Origin of the sequence: Catellatospora methionotrophica, from assembly GCF_011297335.1 — a bacterium.
GTDB lineage: Bacteria > Actinomycetota > Actinomycetes > Mycobacteriales > Micromonosporaceae > Catellatospora > Catellatospora methionotrophica.
In genome coordinates this window covers 49,984-64,404 of sequence record NZ_JAAOTJ010000010.1, presented here as the reverse complement: position 1 = coordinate 64,404, position 14,421 = coordinate 49,984, and the positions used below count along the sequence as shown (strand labels likewise).

At 71.4% G+C, this 14,421-nt stretch carries 14 protein-coding genes; 6 read left to right on the top strand and 8 right to left on the bottom strand.

Features of this window, described 5'->3' with window-relative positions; all coding sequences use genetic code 11:
- Positions 1-569 precede the first annotated feature (569 nt).
- The 5 genes from HAV40_RS22145 to HAV40_RS22125 all read right to left on the bottom strand — a co-directional run bounded on the left by HAV40_RS22145 (position 570) and on the right by HAV40_RS22125 (position 6,567).
- Entirely contained in the window at positions 570-2,087 is a 1,518-nt protein-coding gene (locus tag HAV40_RS22145; RefSeq protein ID WP_239087022.1) for an MFS transporter, read from the bottom strand.
- Positions 2,084-3,634 (bottom strand): AMP-binding protein, encoded by a 1,551-nt coding sequence (locus tag HAV40_RS22140; protein ID WP_166384267.1) that lies wholly within the window; start codon positions 3,632-3,634, stop codon positions 2,084-2,086. The genes HAV40_RS22145 and HAV40_RS22140 overlap by 4 nt, the downstream gene beginning before the upstream one ends.
- Positions 3,635-3,735: 101 nt before the next feature.
- Positions 3,736-4,116, bottom strand: coding sequence for a hypothetical protein (locus tag HAV40_RS22135; RefSeq protein ID WP_239087023.1), 381 nt, complete (start codon positions 4,114-4,116; stop codon positions 3,736-3,738).
- Positions 4,117-4,126: 10 nt separating this feature from the next.
- Positions 4,127-5,617, bottom strand: coding sequence for a sodium/solute symporter (locus tag HAV40_RS22130; RefSeq protein WP_166384263.1), 1,491 nt, complete (start codon positions 5,615-5,617; stop codon positions 4,127-4,129).
- A complete protein-coding gene (locus HAV40_RS22125; RefSeq protein ID WP_166384261.1) occupies positions 5,614-6,567 on the bottom strand; it encodes an aminoglycoside phosphotransferase family protein in 954 nt (317 codons plus the stop codon). The genes HAV40_RS22130 and HAV40_RS22125 overlap by 4 nt, the downstream gene beginning before the upstream one ends.
- Before the next feature lie 187 nt (positions 6,568-6,754).
- On the opposite strand from HAV40_RS22125, the gene HAV40_RS22120 reads away from it, so the two are divergent.
- The 4 genes from HAV40_RS22120 (at position 6,755) to HAV40_RS22105 (ending at position 10,964) form a co-directional block, all read left to right on the top strand.
- Positions 6,755-7,993 (top strand): sensor histidine kinase, encoded by a 1,239-nt coding sequence (locus HAV40_RS22120; protein WP_166384259.1) that lies wholly within the window; start codon positions 6,755-6,757, stop codon positions 7,991-7,993.
- Entirely contained in the window at positions 7,990-8,766 is a 777-nt protein-coding gene (locus HAV40_RS22115) for a LytR/AlgR family response regulator transcription factor (protein ID WP_166384257.1), read from the top strand. Before HAV40_RS22120 ends, HAV40_RS22115 begins: the two co-directional genes overlap by 4 nt.
- A 201-nt stretch (positions 8,767-8,967) precedes the next feature.
- Positions 8,968-9,324 (top strand): DUF485 domain-containing protein, encoded by a 357-nt coding sequence (locus tag HAV40_RS22110; RefSeq protein ID WP_166384255.1) that lies wholly within the window; start codon positions 8,968-8,970, stop codon positions 9,322-9,324.
- Positions 9,321-10,964, top strand: a complete 1,644-nt coding sequence (locus tag HAV40_RS22105) for a solute symporter family protein (RefSeq protein WP_166384253.1) — start codon at positions 9,321-9,323, stop codon at positions 10,962-10,964. The genes HAV40_RS22110 and HAV40_RS22105 overlap by 4 nt, the downstream gene beginning before the upstream one ends.
- Before the next feature lie 57 nt (positions 10,965-11,021).
- Here HAV40_RS22105 and HAV40_RS22100 read toward each other — a convergent pair whose 3' ends face one another.
- Together HAV40_RS22100 and HAV40_RS22095 are read right to left on the bottom strand one after the other, a co-directional pair.
- A complete protein-coding gene (locus tag HAV40_RS22100) occupies positions 11,022-11,453 on the bottom strand; it encodes a CBS domain-containing protein (protein WP_166384251.1) in 432 nt (143 codons plus the stop codon).
- A gap of 62 nt (positions 11,454-11,515) precedes the next feature.
- On the bottom strand, positions 11,516-12,148 hold the full coding sequence (locus HAV40_RS22095; protein WP_166384249.1) for a nucleoside/nucleotide kinase family protein: 633 nt from the start codon (positions 12,146-12,148) through the stop codon (positions 11,516-11,518).
- A gap of 217 nt (positions 12,149-12,365) precedes the next feature.
- Between HAV40_RS22095 and HAV40_RS38045 the strand changes: the two genes are divergently transcribed.
- A complete protein-coding gene (locus HAV40_RS38045) occupies positions 12,366-12,656 on the top strand; it encodes a hypothetical protein (RefSeq protein WP_203672121.1) in 291 nt (96 codons plus the stop codon).
- Entirely contained in the window at positions 12,646-13,536 is an 891-nt protein-coding gene (locus tag HAV40_RS38040) for an NUDIX hydrolase (protein ID WP_203672124.1), read from the top strand. The genes HAV40_RS38045 and HAV40_RS38040 overlap by 11 nt, the downstream gene beginning before the upstream one ends.
- Positions 13,537-13,594: 58 nt before the next feature.
- Here the strand turns inward: HAV40_RS38040 and HAV40_RS22085 are convergent, their stop codons facing one another.
- On the bottom strand, positions 13,595-14,413 hold the full coding sequence (locus HAV40_RS22085) for an inositol monophosphatase family protein (protein WP_239087024.1): 819 nt from the start codon (positions 14,411-14,413) through the stop codon (positions 13,595-13,597).
- Between the last annotated feature and the right edge of the window lie 8 nt (positions 14,414-14,421).

Sequence of the window (14,421 nt, the reverse complement as noted above, 5' to 3'; positions counted from 1 at the left end):
TAATACTGCTCGCTCGATGGCTGCTCGACCGACTGATGGCACGATTCTCCTCCAATGGGCAGAGCTCCACAATCTACTGAGTTCGGAGGCCCTTAGGAAGCGGCAACCTGGATGCCGGGCCGCAATCTGGCTGAACGAATGAGCCGAATTGTTCTTTTGGCCTACCCCACATCGCCACGGCCGCCTCGTTCGCGTTCTAGGTGCCCATGATTAGCCTGGTCTACGAAGTGTCGACATTTGCCGAACAGTTCCGGCCTCTGATCGGCGAGCGCTGGCCGGCCCCGCATGCAATGCTCGCTGACGAAACTGCAAGTTGAGTACGGAGTACTGGAGAGCAGCAGACGCAGTCGATCTACAACAGACGGCCTAGTTGGTGGAATGCTTCCTATGGCAAGCTGGTGACATTTAAATGTCTGGAGCTGAGCTCGGCTGCGCGCGAACGAGACTCAAAAGCCGACAACAGTTAGCGCCATCCTGAGCCGCGCGCCCAATCCGGGCTTCACGATTCCATCCAGGTAGCCGGACGTGTTCACATCCCTGGGGACAGCCGTTGCTACGCGCACGATTGTTTATTGATCTTGCAACCCTGCTATGGCCTCTTCCACCTGATTGAGCCTAACCGTTGCATCCATGATCAGGGTTCGCAGCCGATCAGCCTCAGTGCGGGCTTCCTCGCGTTGGCCTGCAACGATGCGCTCTGCAACGAGGTACGCCTCGGCAGGTGCCAACGCCTCCAGAGCGCCCAGCGCTATACCAGCATCGAGTTGTCGTGGCGCTCCCAGTCTTACCCGACCCTGGTTAGCCTTTATCCACCACGCGCCTCCTGTGTAGGCAAGCGTCACCGCTAACGAAGGCCCCAGCACCGGCACCTCGAACACCGACTCGGTGTCGTCGAGTTGCCGCCAAGTGCGATACCCGAACACCGGGCCAAGCGTCGCAGCGAGCAAAATGAGCCCGCACGCCATCAGACCCGCAGTAAGACCTACGTCTTTAGCGAGCCACCCGCCGACCAGGCTCCCCGCCGCCAGCCCGAACACCCGCGCCTGATACGCCACCGGCACCCGCTGATACAGCACCGCCCCGATGATCGGGTTCACCGCCGCCAGCCCGACCCCCGACAGGAACAACACCGTCACCACCACGGGCAGCGAATCCGTGAACGCCAGCACCAGCATCCGAGGCGCCCCGCCCACCAGGTATCCAGCGGTCAACGTCCAATACCGGGGCAGCCTCTTCGCCATGGCCGTGAACGCGATGTTCCCGAGCACCGCCCCCAGCGCGAACGACCCGAACACCACCCCCAGCCCTGCCGGCGTCCCCAGCCGCTCGCTGACCCACAGCGGCACGAACACCACCTGGTGCGCCTGCGTCGCCAGGTTGCTGACGAACAGCATGACCAGCACCCCGAGGATCAGCCGGTCGTACTTCAAGTACGTGAACCCACCCCGCAGCGACTCCAGGTAGGACTCCCGAGCCCCGGCAGGCTCCGCCACCGCTGCGGGCTCCGGCATCCGCACCAGCGCAGCGACGATCAGCCCGGACGCCGCGAACGTGGCAGCGTCCACCCCCATCACCGTCAACGGATCAGTCCACGCGATGAGCAGCCCACCGACCGGCGCACCGATCAGCGTGGTCAACCGCCCGATCCCGTCATAGAACCCGGTGACCCGTGCCGTCTCCGCTCCCGCCAGCTCGATCATCGGCCGCAGCAGCACCGCCCGCGCCCGGTCACTGAGCCCTCGGAGCCCACCGGCGATCGCCACGAGCACGAGCAGCGCCCCGAACCCGAGGTCCCGATACCCGAGCACGATCCCCATCAGTGCCACCGCGCTGAGCAGGTCGGCGTCGACGGTGACCCGCCAGGCCCCGAGCCGGTCGATCCACGGTGCCCCGAGCACCCCCGCCGCCACGTACGGCACCATCTCCGCAGCCGCGACCAGGCCCATCATCGTCGGGCTGCCGGTTTCGACGAGCACGAGCCACGGCAGGGCCACGAACGTCATCTTCGTGCCGACCTGCGAGATCGCCTCGGCGACCAGCACGCCGACGAGCCCGCCACGACGGCGGGCGACGGCCTCGGCGGTCACGCCGTTGCCGGGGCCGACGCCAGGTACCGCGCCCGCAGCGCCTTCTTGTCGACCTTCCCCATCGCGGTCAGCGGCAGATCGTCGACGAACTCGATGGTCCGCGGCGCCCACATCTCGTTGAGTTCCCCGATGACGAACCCGCGCAGCTCGTCGGGACTGAGGTCGGCACCGGGCTCGGGCACCACATATGCGTGCACGGCCTCACCGGTGTCGTCGGCCGGAACCCCGATGACCGCTGCCGCGCGGACCTGCGGGTGCGCGACGAGCGCGTCCTCGACGGGGCGGCTGTAGATGTTCGTCGACCCGTACCCGGTGATGATCATGTCTTTGACGCGGTCGACCAGGAACAGGTAGCCGTCGGCGTCGAGGCGTCCGACGTCGCCGGTGCGCAGCCAGCCGTCGACCAGGGTCTGCGCGGTCAGGCCGGGTTCGCCGTGGTAGCCGTCCATCATCAGGCTGCCGCTGATCCACACCTCGCCGGTCTCGCCGTCGGGCAGCGGGGTTCCGTCGGCGGCGCGGATCTCGACGCGCATGTCGCCGAACGGCAGCCCGCACGAGCCGAGCCGTTCCGGGTGCGCGGGGTCGACGGTGAGGCCGGCCTGCGCGGTGATGAACGGCGCTTCGGTCATGCCGTACACCGGGCGCAGCACCGGCCCGAAGCGGTCGACGGCCTGGGCGAGGCGCGCGGGGGCGGCCGCGCTGCCGCCGCAGGAGATCATCTGGAGGGTGGACGTGTCGGCGGCGGCCAGGCGCGGGTCGTCGAGCAGCTGGTAGAGCAGGGGCGGCGGGAGCAGGATGCTGGTGATCCGGTCGCGGGCGATGGCGTCGAGGAACGGCTGCGTGTCGTACTTGTCGTGCATGACCAGGGTGCCGCCGGTGAACAGCGTCATGAGCACCGGCACCTGTGCGCTGACGTGCCAGAACGCGGACACGGCGAGGTGGCGCAGGGGGTGGCCGCCGGAGGCGGTCCAGTGGTCGGAGTACGCCGCGAGGGTCTGGAAGAACGTGTGCCGGTGCAGGACGAGTTTCGGGGTGCCGGTGGTGCCGCCGGTCTGGAACAGCGAGTGCGGTTCGGCGGCGGGGCCGTCGCGGCCGATCGGCGGCTCGGTGGCGGGTGCGTGGGCGAGCAGGTCGGGGCCGAGGCCGCCGTCGCCGAGGCACAGCACGGACAGGTGCGGGACTTCGGCGAGCAGTTCGCGGCCGAGCTGGTCGTGGGTGCGGGCGTCGTAGACGAAGACGTCGGCTTCGGCCAGGCGCAGGAATGCGACGCGGTGCCGGTGCGGGGCGGACGGGATCATCCAGACCGAGCGGCAGCCGAGCAGGTGCAGGCTGAGCTGGAGGAAGATCGCCTCGTGGGGGTTGCCGACGAGGATCGCGACCGAGGTTCCGGCGTGGACGCCCTGTTCGTGCAGGGCGGTGGCCGTGGTCAGCACGGCGGTGCGCAGTTCGCGGTAGGTGAGGGTGCGGCCGGGGGCGCGGATCGCCTCGGCGTCGCCGTAGCTCTCGAACTGGTCCAGTGCGCGCCACACGTAACTGCGGGCTGCCACGTCGTCGTCCACAGCCGATGCCCTTCTGCCAGGTCAGAAGGGTCACACTAGCGACGGCGTGTCGGCACGTCTAGATCTTTCGATGTCAGCCGGGCGACAGGTCAGCGTGGCGTGCCGCGTTCGGCGGGGCGGCCGACGAGGGCGGCGAAGTCGGCTTCGTTGCGTTCGGCCAGGCGGGTGTAGACCAGGCCCGCGCCGGCCAGGAACGGGAACGCGGCGACGCCGAGCAGCAGCCAGGGCAGCGGCATCCCGGCGACGGCGACGTGGGTGCCGGCGGGCCAGACGGTGAACAGCAGCGGCAGGCCGCCGAGGGCGACGGCGACGACGGCGGCCAGGCGCAGGGCGAGGCCGAGCTGTACGCGCATCAGTTCGCGCACCAGCGCGTCGCCCATCGGTGTCTGCTCGACGATCTCGTCGTGCGCGCCGGGACGCGGCCGGACCCGGCGGTGTGCGGCGAGGTCGACCCGTACCCGGTCACTCACAGGAGTCACGCTACAACCGCGATGTTTCCGGGGTGTGCAGGGTTTCGGGTGCGTGCAGGCGCAGCAGCATCGCGCCGACCGCGCCCGGTATGCGCCGCCGGGTGGCCAGCGACACGGAGACCATGACCGCGAACGCCAGCGGGACCGTCCACGCGGCGGGCTGGGCGAGCAGGTCGGCGGCCAGGCCGGGGGCGGGCGGGAGGAAGATCGTCCAGAGTACGGCGACGACGGCGCTGCCGCCTCCGGCGAGGATGCCCGCGGCCGCCCCGGCGGCGGTGAGGCCGCGCCACCAGATGCCGAGCACCAGCATCGGGCAGAAGCTCGACGCGGCCACGGCGAACGCGAGCCCGACGACCTGGGAGACGTTCAGTCCGTGTACGGCCAGCGCCAGGCCCATCGGCACCGCGCCCGCGAACAGCGCCGCCGCCCGGAACTGCGTCAGTGGGCCCCACGACAGCCGTGCCTTGCCCAGCACGTCGTTGGCGAGCACCCCGGCGACGCTGGTCAGCAGCCCGTTCGAGGTGGACAGGAAGGCGGCGAAGGCACCGGCGGCGACGAGGGCGCCGAGTGCGTCGGCGGCGACGCCCGGCCCGAGGGCTGCGGCCGGGAGGAGCAGCACGACGGTGTCGTTGCGGCCGGTGGCCAGTTCGGGGGTGTAGACGCGGCCGAGTACGCCGTAGACGGTCGGGAACAGGTAGAACAGGCCGACGAGGCCGAGCACGATGGTGGTGGTTCTTCGGGCGGAGCCGCCGTCGGGGTTGGTGTAGAAGCGGGCGAGCACGTGCGGCAGGCCCATGGTGCCCAGGAACGTCGCGAGGATCAGCGAGTACGTGGCGACCAGGCCGCCCGCCGGGGCCAGCCACGCGTCGTCGACGGGGATCGCGGGACGGCCGTCGTCGTTCCATCTCGCGAGCAGGAAGAACGCGGGGACGGCGATGGCGGTCAGTTTCAGCCAGTACTGGAAGGCCTGTACGTACGTCGCCGAGCGCATGCCGCCGAAGGCGACGTTGCCGGTGACGACCGCACCGACGAGCACGACGCCGACCCAGCTCGGCGCACCGGTGACGATCTGGAACGTCAGGCCCGCGCCCTGGAGTTGTGGCAGCAGGTAGAACCAGCCGATGAACAGCACGAACGCGGTCGCCAGCCGCCGCAGCCGGGGGGAGGCGAGCCGGGCCTCGCAGAAGTCGGGCAGGGTGAACGCCCCGGAGCGGCGCAGCGGCGCGGCGACGAACAGCAGCAGGGCCAGGTAACCGGCGGCGAATCCGACGGGATACCAGAGCATCTGCGCGCCGTACGCCAGGATCAGCCCGGCGACGCCGAGGAAGCTCGCCGCCGACAGGTACTCCCCGCCGATCGCGGCCGCGTTCTGCGTCGGGCTGACCATCCGGGACGCGACCAGCAGATCGGAGGTGCTCCGGACGAGCCTTATCCCCCACGCGCCGATGGCGACCGTCGCCACGGTGACGGTCGCTATCGCGAGCAGGGCATAGGCATTCACGGCCGCTGGATCGTAGCTTCGAGGCGGGTGCGGAGCCAGCGCAGGGTGGCGTCGCCCTGGGCGCGCTGGAAGGCGCGGACGGTGGGCAGGCCGGGTGGGGCGGGGCGGCGGGCGGCGTCGAGGAAGTAGCCGGTCATGCCTGCGAGCAGCCCGTTCAGGTCGGCGGGGCGGGCGCCGAGCGGGTGGGCGTGCTCGGCCAGTAGCGCGTCGACGTCGTGGCCGCCGAACAGGTTCACGTTCACCATGATCATGGCGGTGTCGAGCCAGGCGGGGCCGACGCAGGCCCACGGCCAGTCGACCACCGTCACCGTGCCGTCCGGGGCGACGAGCAGGTTGTCGGCCCGCAGGTCGGTGTGCGCGATCGTGTCGCCGCCCAGCGCCGCCACCCCGGCCGCGCCGAGCGCGACCAGCTCGGGCAGGCGCGCGGCCGCCCACGGGTCGAGGTCGTCGGGTGGGTCAGCGGCCAGGCGGTCCCAGCCGGACAGGTCCACGCCGAGCAGGGCGGCGACCGTCGGCAGCTCCGGCATCGGGCACGGGGTCGTGGCCGCCGCGAGCACGCGCAGGGTGGCCAGCACCGCGTCGAGTTCGGACCGCGTCCACGGCGTCACCGGGTGGCGGCCGTCGACGTCGGCCAGCACCAGGGCGATCCATTCGCCGTCGTCGTAGCGGCCGAGCAGTCGCGGCGCGGGCACGTCCGGCGGGAGGGCGGCGCTGACCAGTGCCTCCTGGCGGTGCAGCTCCACCGAGCGGGCGTTCTGCGTGGGGCTGACGGCCTTGACGAAGGCGCGGCCGCCGCTCGCGGTGCGGACCCGGTCGGCGGTGCCCGGCGAGAACCCGCCCGACTGCGACTCTGCGGCCACGACCCGGTCGCCGAGGATCGCCTCGACCCCGGCCTGGACGTGTTCGGGCAGTTCCTGCCACGTGATCCGTACCCCGCTCGCCACCACCATCCGACGATGGTCGCACCGCCACCACCTGCGTCGCAGCTCGGTTTCCGCCAGGTCCCCCTGTGCCAAGATCGATCGACTTGCCGGGCAACCGGGCGAAAGCGAGGTCAAGCTGCGCGCAGGTGCCAGGCAAGTCCGATGATCAAGGCGGGGGTGGAGTGCGGGGGCGGGGCGTGGCACGATCGCTGCCATGTACCCAGCGCTGGGCGCCGCCGCCGTGGCGGCCGTCATCGCCGCGACCGCGGTGGTGATGATGCGCGGGCGGCGGCGCGTCGTGACGCCGGAGGAGCGGGCGACGTACCAGGTGCTGCACCTGGCGACGCTGGCCAGTGAACCGCTGCGGCAGGGGCTGCGCGACGAGACCGCGGCCGCCGCGCTCAAACACCTGCGGACACTGGTCGGGGCGGCGGGGCTGGCGCTGGCCGACGGCACCGGGTTCCTGGCCCACGACGGCGAGGGCGGCCACCACCGCGAGGCGCTGCTGGCCGCGGCGCAGCGGGCGCTGTCCACCGGGCGGCCGGTGCTGGTGCGGCCACAGGAGCTGACGTGTGTACGCCTGGACTGCCCGGTGCGCGGCGCGGTCGCCGCCCCGGTCTCCAAACCCGACGGGGGTACGGTCGGGGCGCTGGTCGCGGTCACCGAGGCGCGGCCGACGCCGGGCCTGGTCCGGGTGGTGCTGGAGACGGCGCACTGGGTCGGGTTGCAGCTGGAGCTGGCCGAGCTGCAGGAGGAGCGGGCCCGGACGGCACGGGCCGAGGTGCGGGCACTGCGCGCGCAGATCAGCCCGCATTTCGTGTACAACGCGCTGACGGCCATCGCCTCGTTCGTGCGCACCGACCCGGAGCAGGCCCGCGAGCTGATCCTGGAGTTCGCCGAGTTCACCCGGTACTCGTTCCGGGCGCACGGGGAGTTCACCACGCTGGCCGAGGAGCTGCGCTCGATCGACCGGTACCTGACCATCGAGCGGGCCCGGTTCGGTGAGCGGCTGCAGGTGCGGCTGCGGGTCGCGCCGGAGGTGCTGCCGGTCGAGGTGCCGTTCCTGTGCCTGCAGCCGCTGGTGGAGAACGCGGTGCGGCACGGACTGGCCCCGAAGCCGGGAGTAGGCACGATCCGGATCATCGCCGCGGACGCGGGCGCGGACTGCGAGATCATCGTGGAGGACGACGGCGTGGGCATGGACCCGGCGGTGCTGCTGAACGGCGACGGCACGGTGGACGGCGACGGCGGCCAGCACGTGGGGCTGGGCAACGTGGACGACCGGCTGCGGGCGGTGTTCGGGGACGCGTACGGCCTGGTCGTGGAGACCGCGCCGCAGGCCGGGACACGGGTGAGCCTGCGCATTCCGAAGTTCCGGGGCGGCGCGGTGATGAGCGAGCCGGCGATGCCGGGCGCGCGTCCGGCGGCGGCGCGCGACGGGCGGCGGGCATGACCGGCCGGACCCCGCCGCGGCTGCGGGTGCTCGCCGTCGACGACGAGCCCCCGGCCCTGGACGAGCTGCTCTACCTGCTGCGCAACGACCCGCGCGTGGAGTACGTGTACAGTGCCGCCGACGCGGCCGAGGCGCTGCGGGTGCTGCACGAGAACGACGTCGACGTGGCGTTCCTCGACATCCGCATGCCGGGCCTGGACGGCATGGACCTGGCCCGGGTGCTGCAGCGCTTCGCCCGCTCCCCCGCCGTCGTGTTCGTCACCGCGTACGACGACCGGGCAGCGGACGCCTTCGACCTGGGTGTCGTCGACTACGTACGCAAGCCGGTGCGCGCCGAGCGCATCGCCGAGTCGCTGCGCCGGGTGCTGTCCGAGCGCGCCGCCGTCGAGGAGCGTCCGGCCGCCCCACCCGAGGCCAGCCCGGCCGGCGGCGATCCGATGATCCCGGTGGAGCTGGGCGGGGTCGTACGGCTGCTGCCGCGCTCGTCGGTGTGCTGGGTGGAGGCGCAGGGCGACTACGCGCGCCTGCACACCACCGACGGCTCGCACCTGGTGCGGGTGTCGCTGACCCAGCTGGAGGAGCGCTGGACCGACGCCGGGTTCCTGCGCATCCACCGCTCCTACCTGGTGCGCCTGGACCTGGTCACCGAGCTGCGGCTGACCGGCTCCGGGTACGTCGTCACCGTCGGCGGGCACCAGCTGCCGGTGGCCCGGCGCCACACCCGCGTCCTCAAGGACCGCCTCATCCGGCCCGCGAAGCAGCACTGGGGCTGACGCACCCGCCGTTCGGCGCGTGGGAGCGCGCCGCTGGGCGCGGGAGGACGACCGCTCGGCGCGAACGGCGCACATGTCCCCTTCAGGCCGTTCACAGATCGACACGACGGTCCCTAGCCTGCGGGCAACCGCACTGTGACCCGTCGCACACACACGTCGACGTGCCACGTTGCTCCCTCCCCTCACCGAGGCTGGTGATTCATGAGCACCGACGCTCCCGACCGCTACGAGCGCATCGCGGAAAGCCCCGAGTTCAGCGGGCTGCGGCGCGCCCTGCGGCGCTTCGTGTTCCCGATGACGATCGCGTTCTTCAGCTGGTACGCCCTGTACGTGATCCTGTCGGCGTACGCGCGCGACTTCATGGGCCGGATCCTGTTCGGCAACATCAACGTCGCGCTGATCTTCGGCCTGCTGCAGTTCGTGACGACGTTCCTCATCGCCTGGCTGTACGCCCGCTACGCCGACCGCAAGCTCGACCCGGTCGCCGAGGACCTCAACACCCGCATCACCGCCGGCGAGTTCGACGCCGACGAGCAGCCGAAGGAGGTCGTCGCATGAGCTCTCGCACGCTAACGATCGTCCTGTTCGTGGTCTTCGTGGTCATCACGCTGGCGATCACGATCTGGGCGAGCCGGCAGACGAAGACCGCGGCGGACTTCTACGCCGGCGGCCGGTCGTTCTCCGGGTTCTCCAACGGCCTGGCGATCGGCGGCGACTACATGTCGGCGGCGAGCTTCCTGGGCATCGCCGGCATCATCGCGCTGTTCGGCTACGACGGCTTCCTGTACTCGATCGGCTTCCTGGTGGCCTGGCTGGTGGCGCTGCTGCTGGTGGCGGAGCTGCTGCGCAACTCGGGCAAGTACACGATGGCCGACGTGCTGGCGTTCCGGATGCGCCAGACGCCGGTCCGGGTGGCCGCCTCGATCTCCACCATCGTGGTGTCGATCTTCTACCTGCTGGCCCAGATGGTCGGCGCGGGCGCGCTGGTGGCGCTGCTGCTGGGCATCAAGCCCGGCGCGCACTTCCTGGGCATGGACGCCGACACCGCGAAGATCGCCACGATCATCTTCATCGGCATCCTGATGATCGTCTACGTGACCGTCGGCGGCATGAAGGGCACCACGTACGTTCAGATCGTCAAGGCGTTCCTGCTGATGGTCGGCGCGGCGCTGATGACCGTGCTGGTGCTGGCGGCGTTCAAGTTCAACCTGTCCGACCTGCTCGGCGAGGCCGCGACCAAGTCCGGCAAGGGCGCGTCGTTCCTCGAACCGGGCCTGCGCTACGGCAAGGAAGTGGCCGGGGACGCGGCACAGACCTTCTACAACAAGATGGATCTGCTGTCGCTGGGCATCGCGCTGGTGCTCGGCACGGCCGGCCTGCCGCACATCCTGATCCGCTTCTACACGGTGCCCAACTCCAAGGCCGCCCGTAAGAGCGTGCTCTGGGCCATCGGCATCATCGGCACCTTCTACCTGATGACCCTCGCGCTGGGCTTCGGCGCGGCGGCGCTGGTCGGCGGCGAGGCCATCACCGCCCAGGACAAGGGCGGCAACACCGCCGCCCCGCAGCTGGCACAGGTGCTCGGCGAGAAGTTCCTCGGCGGTGCCACCGGCGGCGCGGCGATGCTGGCCATCATCGCGGCGGTCGCGTTCGCCACCATCCTGGCCGTCGTCGCCGGTCTGACGCTGGCCTCGTCCAGCTCGCTGGCGCACGACATCTACGCCAGCGTCATCCGCAAGGGCCAGGTCAGCGAGGGCTCCGAGGTGCGGGTCGCCCGCATCGCGGCGTTCGCCATCGGCGCGGTCGCGATCGTGCTGGCCATCTTCGCGCAGAGCCTCAACGTGGCGTTCCTCGTCGCACTGGCCTTCGCGGTGGCGGCCTCGGGCAACCTGCCCGCGATCCTGTACTCGCTGTTCTGGAAGCGGTTCACCACCGCCGGGGCGACCGCCGCGATCTACGGCGGCCTGATCACCGCCGTGGTGCTGGTGTTCTTCTCGCCGGTCGTGTCCGGCAGCCCGACCGCGATGTTCCCGAACTCGGACTGGCACTGGTTCCCGCTGTCCAACCCCGGCATCATCTCGATCCCGGTCGGTTTCCTGTGCGGCTGGCTCGGCACCATCCTGTCCCGCGAGCCCGCGGACCCGCAGAAGTACGCCGAGCTCGAGGTGCGTTCGCTGACCGGTGTCGGCGCGCACTGACCATCCGGCACGTCAAGAGGGGCGCCCCGCATTCCGGGGCGCCCCTCTCCCGTCCGCTCAGCCGCGCGTCGGCGGCGCTGCCGTGATCGTGGCGACGAAATGCGCCAGCTTCTCGTTCGACAGGTGCTGGGCCAGGTCCGCCTCGCTGATCATGCCGATGATCTGGTGATCCTCGATCACCGGTACGCGACGGATCTTGTGCTGTTCCATGGTCTTGAGGATCTCGTCCTCGTCGGCCTTCGCGTCGACCCAGATCGGCGTGCCCTTGGCCATCTCGATGCAGGTCATCGTGTTCGGGTCGCCGCCCGACGCGATGCACTTGATCACGATGTCACGGTCGGTGATGATGCCGCGCAACTTGTCGTCGCTGCCGCAGATCGGCAGCGAGCCGACGCCCATGTCCCGCATCAGCTGCGCCGCGCGGGCCAGCGTCTCGTTCTCGGGCACGCACTGCGCACCCAGGTGCATGATCTGCTTAGCCGTGGTCATGATTACCCCCTGTAGCCAGTCCCCTGGGGTCATCCTGCGCTCTCGGCCCGTGGCGGCGCTGCCTAATCGACGGACATGATCGCCGGATGGCGGGCGTCGTCGACCTTCACCACCAGGTCCGCGAACGTCTGCGGGGCCACCTCGTCGGCATAACGGGCGTACGCGGGCAACGCCCAGTCCAGCTCCGGCGGGGTGTGCCGGGCCAGCGCACCCGCCGACATGACCAGGTGCGCGGTCAGCTCGAACGGCAGCCCAGCGCCGAGCAGCAGATCCCCGCTGACCAGCAACACCGCCCCCGGCGGCAGGGTCAGGTAGGCGGCGCGGGTCGCCCGGTCGCGCACCGGGTCACGCAGCGTCGGCAGCACCCGCCCGGAACCACCCGGCCCGAGCGGGTCGAGCACCTCCCGGCGCAGCCCCGAGTCGTCGAGCCAGCCCTCGTAGTAGGAGTCGGCGTTGGTCCGCCCGAACTCCCAGCGCACCGACTTCGGCCGCAGGAAGTCCTCGGTGCGTACGTGCAGCACCTCGTGTCCCAGCGCGCGCAGCGGCTCGACCAGCGCCTCGGCCAGCCGGTCCGGCCCGGCGGCGGGTGCCCCGTCCAGCGCGACCCGGGTGAACCCGTCCGGGTCCGCGATCGCCGCGATCCGCTCGACCAGCTCATCCACCAGCCCGTCAGGCGTCACCGACCGCACTCGCACCCGCTCACCCTACCGACACCCGCCCCGCCGCAGCCGCCCCGCCGGCACCCGCCCCGCCCGCCGCGCCCACCCCGCCCGTCATAGACGCTGGCCTATCTCATCGAATTTGACCTCCTTATTTTCGATGAGATAGGCCAGCGTCTATTAAAACCGGTGGGGCGGAGCGGGAGCCGGGCGGCAGGGCACGGCCACTGTGGACCGTGGGACGATCACCGGCATGGAGATCACGCGCGAGGTCATCCCCGTGTACGCAGGCGACCCGCCCCCGGACTCCTGGGCGGCGGCCCTGTTCCTCGCCGGGCCGACCCCGCGCTCGCCCGACGTCGCGTCCTGGCGGCCGCAGGCCGTGGAGAAGCTCCAGACGCAGTGGAAGGGTCCCGGCCGCCTGGTCGTGTTCGTGCCCGAGCGGCCCGAGGGCGGTATGCCGCACGGCTGGCTGGACCAGGTGCGATGGGAGGACGCCTGCCTGCACCTGTTCCGACACGGTCGTGTTCTGGGTGCCCCGTGACCTCGCCACACTGCCCGGCTTCACGACGAACGTCGAGTGGGGCCGCTGGGAGTCCAGCGGCCGGGTCGTGCTCGGCGCGCCCGCAGACGCCCCCGGCATGCGATACCTGGCGCACTATGCCCGGCTGCACGGCGCACCCGTCGCGGACACCCTCGACGGCGTACTCGCCGCCGGTCTGGCGCTGCTGCGCGGCGGGAGCACCCGGTCGGGAACGCACCGCGAGCTGCCCCTGCCACTGTGGCAGGACCAGACCGTACGCACCTGGCTGAGCGCGCAGGAGTCGGCGGGCAACCGGCTGCGCTCGGCCCGGGTCGTCTGGACGTGGCCGGGCGGGGACCAGCGACCGTTCTGGTGGGCGGCCCACGTCGGCGTCGAGATCGCCGCCGAGGGGCGCGTCAAGGACAACGAGGTGGTGCTCGGGCGGCCCGACGTGAGCGCGGTGCTCGCCTACCTGCCCGGCGATACCTTGGCGCAGACCCGGATCGTGCTGGTACGCGAGTTCCGATCCAGCGCCGTGACCACCGACGGCTACGTACACGAACTGCCCGGCGGTTCCCAGCCCGGCACAGCCGACCCACGGCAGACCGCCCTCGCGGAACTGGCTGAGGAGACGGGCCTGCACGTGGACCCGGCACGCCTGCACTCCCACGGCGTACGCCAGCCCGCGGCGACCGTGTCCGCGCACCGGATCCACCTGTTCAGCGTGCAACTGACCGAGGCGGAACTGGCCGCGCTGGAGACGGGCCCGCAGTCGCACGGCGTCACCGCCGACGGCGAGTCCACCACCCTGGAGTTCACCACCTACGCCGCCCTGCTGACCGACCCCGACGTCGACTGGACCACCATCGGCCTGATCACCGCCGCCCTCACGGCCCGCTGACCCGGCCCGGGCTCGGCGCGGCCGCAGAACCCCGAACCGGAGGACGCGGGCGCTCGGGTCAGGTGGGGTTGAGGGCGGAGAGGACGAGGCGGGCGGTTTCGGGGTCGGGGGCGACGAGGAACGGCAGGGCGTTGCCGCCGCCGATGCGGACCGGGCTGCCGTCGGCGGCCAGGGCGACGCCTCCCGCCTCGGCGTGCAGCAGCAGCCCGGCGGCGTGGTCCCAGGGCAGTTCCCAGGTGAGCACCATGGCGGTGCGCCGCCCGCTGGCGAGCTGGATGTACTCCAGCCCGGAGGTGTCGAAGAAGGACAGCGCCACGCCGCGCGCGCTGAGCCGGTGGAAGCCGTCGCGCTGCGCGGGTTTCCACCAGATCGGCGGGGACACGCTGACGTCGAGGTGGCGCAGCACCGGCTCGACGGGGCGCACCCGGACGCGCTGGCCGTCGACGTACGCCCCGCCGCCCGCGGTGGCGACCGCCATCAGGTCGAGCACCGGGGCGTACGTCCAGGAGGCCAGCAGGCGGCCGCGGTGGGCGAGCGCGACCAGGGTGGTGAACCGGGGGCTGCCGCTGACGAAGTTGTGGGTGCCGTCGATCGGGTCGACGATCCACACCGGGGCGTCGCCGTTGATCGCGGCCAGCAGCGAGGGGTCGGCGGCGACGGCCTCCTCACCGACCATGATCGAGCCGGGGACGGCGGCGGTCAGGTGTTTGGCCAGCTCCTCCTCGGCGGCCCGGTCCGCGACGGTGACGTAGTCGGTCTCGGAGGTCTTGAAGGCGATGTCGGCCGCGGTGAGGCGGCCGAACCTGGGCAGGATCTGCTCCTCGGCGACGCGGCGCACTGCCCGCTCGACCTCGGCCACCTCTGACGCGTCCAGCACGCCCCCAC

What these genes read in the sequence shown, in the direction of transcription:
- HAV40_RS22125 (WP_166384261.1), bottom strand. Translation starts at nt 6,567, where the DNA reads ATGGTGGTGGCGAGCGGGGTACGGATCACGTGGCAGGAACTGCCCGAA.
- HAV40_RS22120 (WP_166384259.1), top strand. Translation starts at nt 6,755, where the DNA reads ATGTACCCAGCGCTGGGCGCCGCCGCCGTGGCGGCCGTCATCGCCGCG.
- HAV40_RS22115 (WP_166384257.1), top strand. Translation starts at nt 7,990, where the DNA reads ATGACCGGCCGGACCCCGCCGCGGCTGCGGGTGCTCGCCGTCGACGAC.
- HAV40_RS22110 (WP_166384255.1), top strand. Translation starts at nt 8,968, where the DNA reads ATGAGCACCGACGCTCCCGACCGCTACGAGCGCATCGCGGAAAGCCCC.
- HAV40_RS22105 (WP_166384253.1), top strand. Translation starts at nt 9,321, where the DNA reads ATGAGCTCTCGCACGCTAACGATCGTCCTGTTCGTGGTCTTCGTGGTC.
- HAV40_RS22100 (WP_166384251.1), bottom strand. Translation starts at nt 11,453, where the DNA reads ATGACCACGGCTAAGCAGATCATGCACCTGGGTGCGCAGTGCGTGCCC.
- HAV40_RS38045 (WP_203672121.1), top strand. Translation starts at nt 12,366, where the DNA reads ATGGAGATCACGCGCGAGGTCATCCCCGTGTACGCAGGCGACCCGCCC.